The 11973-nt window shown below is 56.6% G+C and carries 13 protein-coding genes and 1 riboswitch; of the genes, 12 read left to right on the top strand and 1 reads right to left on the bottom strand.

Annotated features, from left to right (window positions below; genetic code table 11):
* Nucleotides 1-61 precede the first annotated feature (61 nt).
* Nucleotides 62-1177, top strand: a complete 1116-nt coding sequence (locus tag RRY12_10670; GenBank protein MEG2185132.1) for an ATP-binding protein — start codon at nucleotides 62-64, stop codon at nucleotides 1175-1177.
* On the top strand, nucleotides 1167-1817 hold the full coding sequence (locus tag RRY12_10665; protein ID MEG2185131.1) for a response regulator transcription factor: 651 nt from the start codon (nucleotides 1167-1169) through the stop codon (nucleotides 1815-1817). Before RRY12_10670 ends, RRY12_10665 begins: the two co-directional genes overlap by 11 nt.
* A gap of 296 nt (nucleotides 1818-2113) precedes the next feature.
* Here the strand turns inward: RRY12_10665 and RRY12_10660 are convergent, their stop codons facing one another.
* A complete protein-coding gene (locus RRY12_10660) occupies nucleotides 2114-2908 on the bottom strand; it encodes an amidohydrolase family protein (protein MEG2185130.1) in 795 nt (264 codons plus the stop codon).
* A gap of 157 nt (nucleotides 2909-3065) precedes the next feature.
* Here RRY12_10660 and cbiB point away from each other — a divergent pair, with 157 nt between their 5' ends.
* The 10 genes from cbiB to RRY12_10610 all read left to right on the top strand — a co-directional run bounded on the left by cbiB (nucleotide 3066) and on the right by RRY12_10610 (nucleotide 11947).
* Entirely contained in the window at nucleotides 3066-4010 is a 945-nt protein-coding gene (cbiB, locus tag RRY12_10655) for an adenosylcobinamide-phosphate synthase CbiB (GenBank protein MEG2185129.1), read from the top strand.
* Nucleotides 4010-5035: an aminotransferase class I/II-fold pyridoxal phosphate-dependent enzyme gene (locus RRY12_10650; GenBank protein ID MEG2185128.1), complete on the top strand. Its 1026-nt coding sequence runs from the start codon at nucleotides 4010-4012 to the stop codon at nucleotides 5033-5035. Before cbiB ends, RRY12_10650 begins: the two co-directional genes overlap by 1 nt.
* Nucleotides 5032-5667, top strand: coding sequence for a histidine phosphatase family protein (locus tag RRY12_10645; protein ID MEG2185127.1), 636 nt, complete (start codon nucleotides 5032-5034; stop codon nucleotides 5665-5667). Before RRY12_10650 ends, RRY12_10645 begins: the two co-directional genes overlap by 4 nt.
* 175 nt (nucleotides 5668-5842) lie before the next feature.
* Nucleotides 5843-6037: riboswitch (cobalamin riboswitch) on the top strand.
* Nucleotides 6038-6181: 144 nt separating this feature from the next.
* Entirely contained in the window at nucleotides 6182-7072 is an 891-nt protein-coding gene (locus RRY12_10640; GenBank protein ID MEG2185126.1) for a sirohydrochlorin cobaltochelatase, read from the top strand.
* Between the two features lies 1 nt (nucleotide 7073).
* On the top strand, nucleotides 7074-8096 hold the full coding sequence (locus RRY12_10635; GenBank protein ID MEG2185125.1) for an iron ABC transporter permease: 1023 nt from the start codon (nucleotides 7074-7076) through the stop codon (nucleotides 8094-8096).
* On the top strand, nucleotides 8060-8854 hold the full coding sequence (locus RRY12_10630) for an ABC transporter ATP-binding protein (GenBank protein MEG2185124.1): 795 nt from the start codon (nucleotides 8060-8062) through the stop codon (nucleotides 8852-8854). Before RRY12_10635 ends, RRY12_10630 begins: the two co-directional genes overlap by 37 nt.
* Nucleotides 8839-9708, top strand: a complete 870-nt coding sequence (locus RRY12_10625; protein MEG2185123.1) for an ABC transporter substrate-binding protein — start codon at nucleotides 8839-8841, stop codon at nucleotides 9706-9708. The genes RRY12_10630 and RRY12_10625 overlap by 16 nt, the downstream gene beginning before the upstream one ends.
* Nucleotides 9705-10403, top strand: a complete 699-nt coding sequence (locus RRY12_10620) for a precorrin-2 C(20)-methyltransferase (GenBank protein ID MEG2185122.1) — start codon at nucleotides 9705-9707, stop codon at nucleotides 10401-10403. The genes RRY12_10625 and RRY12_10620 overlap by 4 nt, the downstream gene beginning before the upstream one ends.
* Nucleotides 10404-11297, top strand: coding sequence for a hypothetical protein (locus RRY12_10615; GenBank protein ID MEG2185121.1), 894 nt, complete (start codon nucleotides 10404-10406; stop codon nucleotides 11295-11297).
* Between the two features lie 41 nt (nucleotides 11298-11338).
* Nucleotides 11339-11947: a precorrin-8X methylmutase gene (locus tag RRY12_10610; protein ID MEG2185120.1), complete on the top strand. Its 609-nt coding sequence runs from the start codon at nucleotides 11339-11341 to the stop codon at nucleotides 11945-11947.
* Nucleotides 11948-11973: the final 26 nt, after the last annotated feature.

The following is an 11973-nucleotide window of genomic DNA, read 5'->3' as shown; positions in this document are numbered from 1 at the left end:
ATACAGCTTGCATAAATAATAATATAAAGGGAAAATACTATAGAAAGGGGCGTGATATAAGGTGGAAAAAAAACTGTCATATAAAGTTTTTTTTGAAAAAACATTCAACCCAATAGCTTTATACAGTGTTGATATGTCAGCTGAAAATCTTACCTCCAGCGAGATCCGCTATCTTGACGTTAACCCAGCATACGAAAAAGTTAATAATGTTAAACGAGAAGAAATGATCGGAAAATCGTTTGCCGAAGCTTGGCCAGACGTAGAGCAATGCTGGAGCAAAATAATAGAGGACTGTATCCGAGAAAAACGGGTAATGCATTGCGAGAGCGAGAGCGTGTACACCGACAAATATTTGGAGGCCATCGCCTTTCCGCTTACCGACGATATGGCGGCGACGATTTTTCTAGATCGCACCGAATGGAAACAAGCGCAAAACACCTTGATAAAAAAAGAAAAAAAACTACTGCGATACCGCACGATGTTACGGGAGCTCGTCACCAAGCTGACGCTCAGTGAAGAGGAGACAAGGCGTGAAATAGCTTCAGATTTACACGACAGCCTCGGGCATTCTCTGATTTCGCTTCTGTTTAATTTGCGCAATTTAGAACTAGAATCAACGCTTTCAGCTCCTTCGCGTACATTACTTTGCGAATCCATAAAAGAAACAGAACGGATGATAACAGAAAGCCGACAGCTTATATTTGAATTGAGCCCGCCAATATTGCTGGAAGTTGGACTAGCTCCGGCCATTGAAGCACTGGCAGACCACCTGCTCACCCCAAGGGGAATAAAATGGACGGTGACGACCCGAGGCCTTCAGAAAAATTTTCCGGCGGACGATGCCGTTTGCGTGATATTATACAGGATGGCTAGGGAGCTTATCATCAATGTCATCAAACATTCCAAAGCTACAAAAGTGGAAATCGGGGTAAACCGCGGGCCCAACGTTATTCAAGTAGTAATAGAAGATAACGGCGAAGGTATGCCCGAAAAATTTCATATGGAGAGAAAGCATGGGACTGGGATAGGATTGTTCAGTATTCAAGAACGGTTGATCCATATTCGAGGCAATATGCAAATAATCTCCAATACCAAAGGGACCACTATATCATTGTTGGCGCCAAGGAATCTCATTGACAAATCATTGGAAGACGGAGAGTTCGCCCATGAAAACTAGAATATTACTTGCTGACGATCACGTCTTGTTTCGCGAAGGTTTAAAAAGTCTTCTCAGCACCCACGACGATATTGAACTTGTGGGGTCGGTCTCTGACGGAGTCGAAGCTGTAGAGATGATAAAAAAACTTACCCCGCATGTGGTGCTTATGGATGTCACGATGCCCATAATGAATGGGATCCAGGCCACAGAAAAGATAAAAGAAGAAAACATCGATACATCAATAATTATACTTTCAATGCACAACGATAGGCGTTATATCGCGGAGGCGCTAAAAGCGGGAGCGCGTGGTTATCTTTTAAAAGAAAGCTCTCCCAACATTGTAATTGAAGCCATAAACATGGTCCACGACGGCGCCATATATCTCTCTCCAAAGGCATGCACCGTGCTCGTTGAGGATTATCTGCGCTTACTCAATAACGAAGAAGCCAATCCTGTAAATCCGCTGTCCGAGCGCGAGATGGAGGTGCTGCAGCTTCTGGTCAAAGGGCGAAACGGAAAGCAGATAGCGGACACGCTTGCCATAAGCAAGAATACCGTCGACACGCACCGCCGCAGGATAATGGATAAATTAGACTGCGAAAGCATGGCGGAGCTTACCCGATATGCCATAAGAGAGGGATTTCTTACTCTCGAATAAGTTTTTTCTTGCTATGGGCGGCATACATAAAAATCGACAAGCGCCGCCGCCTTTCGATCAAAAGAAGGCGCCGGCGCTTTTTTAATATTACATAGGCGTTTATCTTATCTCTTATTTTTATAAAAAATATAATCGACGTATCCCTTCATCAGCATAGACCTTCATTTTTAATACACTCGAAATCTATACTCCGCCGATATCGTATAATGCTTGACGGCACGAGACGCCTTTCTGCCGCCGTAACTTTGAAGTATTCGGAATTTCCGAATAGCTGCCGCTTCCATCAGCCGGCGCGGTTACAGCGCGAGCAGTCTTTTTGCGTTTTCGCCCAGGATCAGGCGTTTTTCTTCTTCGGTCAGGGCGAGGTTGCGGATCAGTTCCAGTTCGGAGGAGGGGTCGTGCCAGGGGAAGTCGCTGCCGAAGAGTATTTTTTCGGCGCCGTGGAGTTGGATCATTTTGAGCATGGTAGCACGGTCAAGCCACGGGTCGGCGGTAAAGGCCGTGTCAAGGTAGAGGTCGGCTTTGCCGGCCAGCGTTTCAAGCGCCTCGGTCGCCATGCGAAGGCCGCCCATGTGCGCGGCTACTATGCGCAGCCCCGGGAAGTTGTCGAGTACGTTCAGTATCATCTTCGGCGAGGCGCGCATTTCATCCGGATAGGTGAAGTCGTATCCTGCGTGGAAGACGACTATGAGGTTAAGCGCGCGGGCAAGGTCGTATACGGGAAAGATATTTTTATCGTCGGCGTCTACGCGCAGCAACCCCGGGTGGAGCTTTATGCCCTTTAGCCCCTCGTCTGAGATTTTCCAAACGTATTCGAGCGCGTGGACCGAATCAGGCACGACGGAGCCGAAGGCGATGAGCCGGTCGGAGTCAGTCTCTTTGGCGAAACGCAGGATGTTTTCGTGCTGGTTTTCCTTCGTGGCGACGTTCAAGACGACGCTTTTGTCTATGGCGCATCTGTCCATAGCCTCAATAAGCGATTCTACGATTGCGGGCGCCACGTAGGGCACGCCGTTTGCGTTGGCGAGGTGGGTCATCGCGCCGAGCGCTATTTTATGGGGGAAAACGTGAGTGTGAAAGTCTATGATCATAATAGGCGAAACTATAGCACTTTTTTGGGCAAAGAGCACGCCCTTTTTGCAGTTTTTTTACACCGGTCTTTTAATATTTGCTGTAGTATGTAAAATGATTTGTGCGTCCGTCCCGCGCGGACGCGTTTGATTAGAAGCTGTCACTGGAGGTATCGTTTTGCATATTATAATCGCGTTGCTGCTGGATATGGCGTTGGGCGACCCTAAATCTCTGCCGCACCCGGTGGCGTTCATCGGGCGGCTCATCTCTTTTTATGAAAAGAGGCTCTATGAGCCGGAGGAGGCAAAAAAACGCGGCGTGCTGCTCTGCGCGGCGGTGCTTGCCACGACGGCGGCCATCGTCGCGGCGGCTCTTGCGCTTGCGGGGATCGTCGGAGAATGGGCGAAAGCTTTTGTAAATATCTATCTGCTCTGGTCGGCGCTTGCCTTTAAGTCGCTGAAGGACGAATCAATGCCTGTGGCGCGGGCGCTTGCGTCGGGCGACATAGCGCAGGCGCGCCTTTTGGTGGGACGCATCGTGGGACGCGACACGGCGCGGCTTGACGAGGCTGGTGTGACGCGCGCCGCGGTGGAGACTATCGCGGAAAGTTATATCGACGGCATAGTCTCTGTACTTTTTTGGATGACGGTCGGGTCGTTCTTCGGAGGGGCGGCTCTCTTTGCGTGGCTCTTTAAGGCGGCTAGCACGATGGATTCTATGATAGGCTACGACGACGAACGTTACCACGATTTCGGCTGGGCGGCGGCGAAGCTGGACGACCTTTTAAATTTCATCCCTGCGCGCCTTGGCGCTCTTGTCGCGGTTGCGGCCGGAGCCGCGGCCGGGCTTGACTGGCGCGGCGGATGGCGGATATTTCTGCGCGACAGGCTGAACCATAAAAGCCCGAACAGCGCGCACGGAGAGAGCGTCTTTGCGGGGCTGCTGGGCATACGGCTGGGCGGCGGCGCATGGTACGGCGGCGAATGGGAGGCGCGCCCGACTTTGGGCGACGACCTCCGCGAGCCTTCGCCGAACGACATAATAAAGGCGCATGAGATACTTAGTTATTCCGTGGCGATCTGCGCCGCTGTTATCTTCTTCATAGAAAGGGCCTTGGTGTGATGGAATTTCGGGCGCACGGGGCAAACCCCGACAAGCTCTATGAGCAGTTCGGCGTAGCAATGCCGGAGCGCGTCTTTGATTTCAGCACGAATACAAACGCCGTGCCGCGCGGCCTAGGCTTTGCGCCGGATATCCACGCCGCGCTTGAGGATTATCCAGACGACGGATGCTGCGAGCTGCGGCGCCAGATCGGCGCGCAGACGGGTGCTGCGGAGGAGGAGATCCTGGCTACGAGCGGCGCGAACGAAGGGATATATCTGCTGGCCTCCATTTTGGCGGACCGGCGAAACTTGATATGCCAGCCCGTTTACGGCGAATACGCGCGCGCGCTTGCCGGTTTCGGGAACAAGGCGGAAAATATTTCAGACCTTTTTGAAACGGAACTTCCGCGCGGCGCGGCGGTGTGGCTCTGCAACCCGTGCAATCCAACTGGAGCGTATATAGAAGAGAGGCGCCTTGACCCATTTCTAAAATCACACCCTGACAATCTTTTTATAATAGACGAAGCCTACCGCGACTTCGTATGGGGGCGCAAGACGGAACCCCGCCCCGCTGCGGCGGAAAACGCCGTCCGCCTGCGTTCGCTTACAAAGACCTACTGCCTCTGCGGGGCGCGCATCGGATATATTCTCGCGGCCTCCGCGCTTATAGAAAGGCTCAAAGCGCGCCAGCCGAGCTGGAGCGTGCCGAACCTGGCGCAGCAGGCGGCGCTTTTTTATATGAAGGACGAAACGCTGGCAGAACGCACGCGCCTCTTTTACGCGGCGGAGATGCCGCGCCTCATCGCGGCGGTCGAGGCGGCAGGCTTTCAAACGCTGCCTACGTCGGCGAACTTTTTTCTGATGGAGACGGAAGACGACGAGGCGCTGATCGCCTTTTTACTGAAAAAGGGCGTAGTTGTGCGCCACACGAGAAATTTCCCGGGCCTTGACGGGCGTTTCGTAAGGATAGCGGCGCGCGCGCCCGAAGAAAACGACATTCTGACGGCGGCTCTTCGCGCCTTTCGCGCGGAGGCGTCGCAGTGAGACAAGCGCCCACGTCCGCAGCCCTTTCGATATTTCTCATCCGCCACGCGAAGTCGCTTTCAAACGCCTCAAACGTATGGACGGGCCAGCGCGACGTGCCTCTTTCACCTGAAGGCGAAAGAGAACAGCGGCAGCTCTGCGAGCGCTTTTGTTATCCGCGGGCCGAACTGTATTTCTCATCGCCGCTTGCTCGCTGCACGCAGTCCTTTGAAATAATTTACGGGAGACAAGCGCTCCGGCTTCTGCCTTCGCTCTGCGAATGTTCGCTCGGCGTGCTTGAGGGCGAACCCTACACGAACCTTGACGACGACCCCAAGTATTGCGCCTGGCTTGCCGCACCGGAGCTGCCGCTCAGCGGCGGCGAAAGCTTCAACGGCTTCACGAGGCGCGCCTGTGCCGGCTTTGAGGAGCTGCTTGCGAAGGTTCTTGCGGAGGGGATACAAAGCGCGGCGGGCGTTATGCACGGCAATGTAATGCGCGCGCTGCTGCACCGCTTCGCGGACGAAAGCATAGCGCACGGCGCGTGGCAGATCCCAAACGGAGGGATGTACGAGCTTTCTTTCGACGCGGCGGGAAGATGCCGTAAGTGGCGCGCCGCGCCCGGGTTTTTGTTTTCAAAAGCCAGAACGTAAAACAAGACGGGTTTTTCGTAGTTTGTATCTATACAGATTATTTATGGTTGCTATAATTAATATGATCAAGGAAACGCTGATTCAGTGTTTATCCGGCTTTATCGCCGGCCTATCTTCCGCTGATTGGATGTGCCAGCCTATGACTGGCGGGTGTTGTCTGCGGCGGCGTAGGTGCGGATGAGGCATTAGAATCAGAGGCTCCTAAAAAAAGAATATTTGCAGCACAAACCAGGGAAGCCGGTCAAATGCCGGCGCGGCCCCGCCACTGTAGCTCTGACGAAAGCGCACGTATGCCACTGGAATTATCCGGGAAGGCGCGCCACAGGATGAAGAGAAGTCAGGAAACCCGTTTAGTGCCGATTAAGGAGGCTTCGTTTGCGAGGGCAAATATCTTCGTTCCGACAATTATGATTTAACCGCGGAGGAACCCGAAGAGAAGTTTTTTCGGGTTCTTTTTTTATTGGACCCCATAATTTGATTATAGGGATTGGAGTTTGAAAGGATGGAAATATTGATGCGTACATTTATAATCGCTCTTCTTCTAGTGACAATGGCAATGGCGGGCACGGCTTTCGCCGCTGCGCCCAAGGACAAGCCCGACAAAAAGGGAATCCTCGTAGTAGCCTTCGGCACCTCGATGCCGGACGCGAAGAAGGCTATCGACAACCTCGTAGATTCAACGAAAAAGGCCTTCCCTGATACCGAGGTGCGCCTCGCCTACACCTCGAACATCATCCGCAGAAAGATAGCGAAGGAGCAGAACCTCAACATCCCGACGCCGACTGCGGCGCTCGCTCAGATGAACGACGAGGGCTTCACCCACGTCTACGTGATGCCGATGCACATCATTCCCGGCGAAGAATATGACGACATCGAGGGGCTCGTGAACGGCTTCCGCCAGGTGAAGGGCAAATATGAGTTCCGCGCTCTAGAGCTCGGCAAACCATACCTCGCCTCTGTGAAGGACTGCGACCTCATGGCCGACATCCTCATCAAACGTTTCGCGAAGGACCTCGAAAAGAAGGGAACCGTCGTGGTGCTTATGGGGCACGGCACGCCGCACCACATAGCAAACGCCATGTACAGCCAGCTCCAGCTTTCTCTGAATAAAAAGGCGCCCGGACGCTTTGTCGTCGGCACGGTAGAGGCCGCTCCTATGATCGACGACGTTCTCGCAAACCTCAAGCACCGCAAAGATGTCAAATCGCTTGTGCTTTCGCCGCTCATGATAGTGGCGGGCGACCACGCCAACAACGACCTTGCCGGCGCGGACGACCCCGAATCATGGATAAGCATCTTGAAGAAGGCCGGCTACAAGGATATAAAGACCTTCCTGAAGGGCCTGGGCGAAGATGAAACGATGGCCAAAGTCTACGTATCAAAGATCAAAGAGATGATGAAATAGGATGAACGGCGCGGCGGAGCTAAAGCGGTACAAGAGCGAAGTAAGCCGTGAGCGCATCAGGCTCGCGCTGCTCTTGCTTGCGCTGCTTGCCGCCGCCGCGTTGTGGAGGATCGGCGCGGGCGAATGGGAGATACCGGCCGCCCGCGTCGCGGCGCTTCTTTCTCCGTTTCTTGACGAGGCCTCCCGCGCCTCGCCCGAAGCGCTTGTCGTGCGCGCTGTGCGCCTGCCGCGGTTTCTCGCGGCGGCGGCGGCGGGCGGTCTGCTTGCCGTTTCCGGCGTAGTTTTGCAGGGGCTTCTAGCAAATCCGCTGGCCGAGCCGTACACGCTCGGTATTGCGGCAGGCGCTGCCTTCGGCGGCGCCCTTGGCTTTTTCTTCGGCGCGGGCGCAGTGACGCCGATGGCCTTCGCTGGGGCGCTCGCCGCGCTTTGGATGGTGAGCATGATAGCGATGCGAAGCGGAGGCGGCGCGGCCTACATCGTGCTTGCCGGCATAATAACAAACGCGGTGCTCTCCGCAGGCGTCACCTTTTTAAAGGCGATAGCGGACGACAGGCTCAGCGCCATCGTCCTCTGGCTTATGGGCAGCCTATCGGGCGCCTCTCCCGCGGCGGCCTGGTCCGCGTGGGCGGCGGCGGCGCTGCTCTTCGTCCCCGCCTTCGTCTGGGCGCGGCACATCGACGCCGTTTCGATGGGCGAAGGCCAGGGAGAGCTTCTTGGCATCAACGAACGCAGGCTGCGCCTTGTGATGCTGACGCTCGCCTCGCTTTCAACGGCGGTCGCAGTCAGTTTCTTCGGCATAATAGGCTTCGTCGGCCTCGTCGTGCCGCATCTTATGCGAAGCGTCATAGGGCCGGCCACGAGGCCGCTGCTTGTGCTAAGCTTTTTGGGCGGCGCGCTCCTGCTCTCAGTGGCGGACGGCGCGGCGCAGCAGATGGGTGAGCTTCCAGTAGGCGTCATAACGGCGCTCATAGGCGGGCCGTTCTTCTGTTGGATACTGACGTCAAGAAGGCGCGGCGCGCGATGAGCCTCTTTCGTTTTGACGGGTTGAGCTGCGGCTACGGCGACAGCCGCGTCATTCAGGAGATAAGCGGCAGCATAGAGGCGGGGCGCATTACGGCGCTCATAGGGCCTAACGGCGGCGGCAAGAGCACGCTGCTTCGCGCCTTCTGCGGACTTTCTCAGACAACCGGAGAGCTGTTCTTTGACGGGCGTCCCGTGCGCGAGATAGCGCGCCGCGATTTCGGCAGGACGGTCGGCTTTCTGCCGCAGAGCATCTCGGTGCGCGCGGCCTTTTCGGTCTACGAGGTCATTTCGCTGGGACGGCTGCCCTTTCACGGCGCGCTTGAACCAATGACGGCGGAAGACGATAAAATAATAATCGAAAGCGCGCGCATGGCGGAGGTGGAGGATCTTCTCTTCCGGCGCGCAGCGGAGCTTTCTGGCGGCGAACGCCAGCGCGTGCTTTTTGCGATGACACTTGCGCAGAGGCCGAAACTTTTTCTGCTAGACGAGCCCACGTCGGCACTCGACCCAAACCACACGCGGCATCTTTTTTCCCTGCTTCGGCGCATCTCGCGCGAAGGAAAAAGCGTCATAGCCGCCGTGCACGACTTAAACAGCGCAGTCGCCTGGTGCGACGATTTCATAGCTCTGAAGGAGGGGCGCATCACAGCGCGCGGCCCGATATCGGAGATGGACGAAGATGTTTTAGAAAGACTTTACGGCATTCCCTTCTGCCGTTTTATATCAAAGGACGGTTCAACGGCATGGCATCCAGAATAAGCAAAATATTTATATGCGCGCTTTTCGTCTGCGCGGCGCAGACATTCGCGGCAGCCGGGGCGGCCTATGCGGCGTCGCGCATAATATCGCTCTACCCGGGGCACACGGACAACATAATAGCATTGGGCGGTGCGGCAAAACTGATAGGCGTATCGCGGAACGACGACGAGGAGACGCTTCCTCAACTGCCGCGATTTTCGGGCAAGAGCGGCGCGGAAGAGCTGCTGGCGCTGAAACCCGACCTCGTGCTGACGCGCGGGCTTGCGGAGCGTCAGAATCCGCAGCTTCGCGGCGTACTTGAACGCGCCGGCGTTAAAGTGGCGGCGCTTGAGCCTCCAGAGTGGGACGACTTCGGCGGATATTTGCGGGAACTCGCGAAACTTATCGGCGCAGACCCGGCAAAGGCCGAGGCGAAGCTCAACGCGGCGCGCGGCGCGATAGCGAAGAACGCCGCTAAATACTCAAAAGGGAAAAAACCGGCCGTCTTCATCGAGGCGACCGAGAAAGAGCTTCACACCTGTTCGCCAGACTCATGGGCGGCGAAGCTGATAGAACTGGCGGGCGGCGTGAACGCGGCGCGCGCGGCAAAGCCGATACGCGAAGGCAGCGCCATAGCGCCGTGGGGGCTGGAGCGGATACTCAAAAGCGCCGCCTCCGGCTCAATAGACTTTTACATAGTCCAGCAGGGGGCGATGAACGGAGCCGACCTGAAAAGCCTTCGCGCGCGCCCGTGGTTTTCCGCGCTGAAGGGCGTAAAAACGGCGGCGCTGCCGGAGGGAGAGCTGAGCCGCCCGTCGCTGCTCGGGCTTGAAGCCGGCGGCAAACATCTTATAAAATTATTTTACGGAGAGTGAGCCATTTGAAATTTACAGTTGTCGGAGTAGGCCCGGGAGACCCAGAACTGCTTACGCTGAAGGCGCTTAGAATAATAAAAGAGGCGGACGCGGTGCTCGCGCCCTATTCGCCGCGCGGAAAATTCTCTGTAGCGGAGCAGATAGTGCGCGCCTCGCTGCCCGATCTAAAAACGACCTCGATAACCTTTCCGATGCTTACGGACGCCGTGGAGCGCGAAAAATTTCTGCTTGCGGAGCTGGAACGGCTGCGCCCCGAATGGGAGGGGGCGCACAACGTAGCGCTTCCGGTAATAGGGGACTCGGCGCTCTACGCAACTGGCTCATATCTGTTCGACGCGTGGAAGAAACTTGTACCGGAGCTTGAGCTGGCGCTCGTGCCGGGCATCTCGGCGCACCAGCTCGCCGCCTCGCGCACTGGGGATTTTCTTGCGATGGGCGAAGAGATCTTTTCCGTCATTCCGGGGCTAGACAGCCGAAAGAGCATCGTCTCCGCACTTGCGCGCGCCGACAGCGCCGCGCTCTACAAGCCCTGCATCCTGAAGGACGAGCTGCGCTCGATAGTAGAGGAGACGGGCCCGTGGCGCCGCGTGACGAGGATAGACCGCGCGGGCCTTGCGGACGAAAAAATATACCAGGGAGAGGCGGCCCTCGCTCCGGCCGAAGAATACCTCTCGATACTGCTGCTGCGGCGTTAAATGGACTGGCGCGGGCTTCTTGGCGGCGAGCTGCGGCTCACCTTCGACATACTCTTCGGCCTCTTCGTTGGCTGGCTGGTGCTGCGTTCGGGGCTTGCGGACAAGCTGATGCGCCGCCTCGTGCCGCACCTGCGAAAGGCTGGCATCGGCTCCGACTTGGGTATGGCGCTTACGCTGAGCTTCGGCTCCGCGAAGGCGGGCGCGGCCTACATAGCCTCAGCGCTCGACAACGGGAAAATATCACATACGCAGGCGAAGTGGGGCACGCTGCTGCTCTCCTTCCCCGCCTACCTGCGCAGATGGCCCTCGACGATGGTAATGTCCGCCTCGATGGCGGGGGTTGCCGGCGCGATATTCGCCGCCGTTTTGCTGGTGCGCAGCGGCGCGCGTTTTATGACGATACTTTTTATATTGAAAAAAGGCGGCTCCGCGGAAGAGGAGTCCGCGGCGCAGACTGAGGGCGAAGTAAAGAACGTGCGCTTTAACTTAAAGCTTCTGAAAACTCTGCCTATCGCATGGTTCTTTTTCGGCGTAGCCTACGCGCTCGTGCCGTGGGCTGAGGGCGTCATCAAAGGATGGCTGCTTGCCGGGACGATCCTGCCCCTTGCCGCGCTCACAGTTGCCGCAGCCTCCATCGCCCACGTCTCAGCGGCGCTTGCGCTTGCCGGCGGCAGCCTCGCGGCGGGCGACCTGAACGTGGCGCAGGCGGTCTTCGCGCTGCTTCTGGGAAACAGCTTCGGCATAGTGACGAGGCTCTTTCGCTCAAACGCTGGTTACTATTTCGGCCTTTTCAGCAAGGCGATGGCAAGGGATCTGCTCTTTTGGAATTTTATAACGACCGCTGGTTTTGCGCTTTTTTCGCTTGTCATAGCCGCGCTTCCGTTATTTATATAGAAGATGTATTACAAAATTCGCTAAAAAAGAGGTCTTTCTAAATGAAGCCAAACGAGATAGAGGCAAAAAGCATGGAAATAATCGGCTCCGAGATGCGCCCGTGGTGCGGCGCGCCGGAGGAGCTGCCCGTCGTAAAGCGAGTCATCCACACGACGGCGGACTTTGAGTTTGAAGAGGCTATGCGTTTTTCAAAAGAGGCGGTGAATCTGGCGCGCGAGGCGCTTGCGGCCGGGGCCGCGATCGTGACGGACACGAACATGGCGGCGGCCGGCATAAACAAGGCGGCCTGCGCGCGCTTTGGCGTAAGCGTCGTCTGCCGCATGGCGGAGGACGACGTTCGCGAAGAGGCGGAGCGCCGCGGCGTCACGCGCGCCGTCGTCAGCATGGAAAAGGCGGCGCGCGCCACGCCGGGCGCAATATTTGCAATAGGCAACGCGCCCACCGCGCTCATACGCCTCTGCGAACTGATCGACAGCGGAGAATGCGCGCCGGCGCTCGTCATCGGCGTGCCGGTAGGCTTCGTCAACGTCGTCGAATCAAAGGAACGCCTCATCAAAACAAACGTTCCATACATAGCGGCGATGGGACGCAAGGGCGGCTCGCCAGTCGCCTCGACCATCGTAAACGCTCTGCTCTACGGCATCAAATAGAAGGCGGGGGACGTCATGGCGGTCAA

The sequence above is a fragment of the Cloacibacillus sp. genome, from assembly GCA_036655895.1.
Classification (GTDB): Bacteria; Synergistota; Synergistia; order Synergistales; family Synergistaceae; genus JAVVPF01.
The sequence above is the reverse complement of the archived record's forward strand: the minus strand, read 5'-3'. Positions and strand labels throughout refer to the sequence as shown.

Excerpts from the sequence above, each read along its gene's own strand:
- RRY12_10640 (MEG2185126.1), top strand. The coding sequence starts at position 6,182 with ATGCGTACATTTATAATCGCTCTTCTTCTAGTGACAATGGCAATGGCG.
- RRY12_10615 (MEG2185121.1), top strand. The coding sequence starts at position 10,404 with ATGGACTGGCGCGGGCTTCTTGGCGGCGAGCTGCGGCTCACCTTCGAC.
- RRY12_10625 (MEG2185123.1), top strand. The coding sequence starts at position 8,839 with ATGGCATCCAGAATAAGCAAAATATTTATATGCGCGCTTTTCGTCTGC.
- RRY12_10665 (MEG2185131.1), top strand. The coding sequence starts at position 1,167 with ATGAAAACTAGAATATTACTTGCTGACGATCACGTCTTGTTTCGCGAA.
- RRY12_10635 (MEG2185125.1), top strand. The coding sequence starts at position 7,074 with ATGAACGGCGCGGCGGAGCTAAAGCGGTACAAGAGCGAAGTAAGCCGT.
- RRY12_10660 (MEG2185130.1), bottom strand. The coding sequence starts at position 2,908 with ATGATCATAGACTTTCACACTCACGTTTTCCCCCATAAAATAGCGCTC.
- RRY12_10610 (MEG2185120.1), top strand. The coding sequence starts at position 11,339 with ATGAAGCCAAACGAGATAGAGGCAAAAAGCATGGAAATAATCGGCTCC.
- RRY12_10650 (MEG2185128.1), top strand. The coding sequence starts at position 4,010 with ATGGAATTTCGGGCGCACGGGGCAAACCCCGACAAGCTCTATGAGCAG.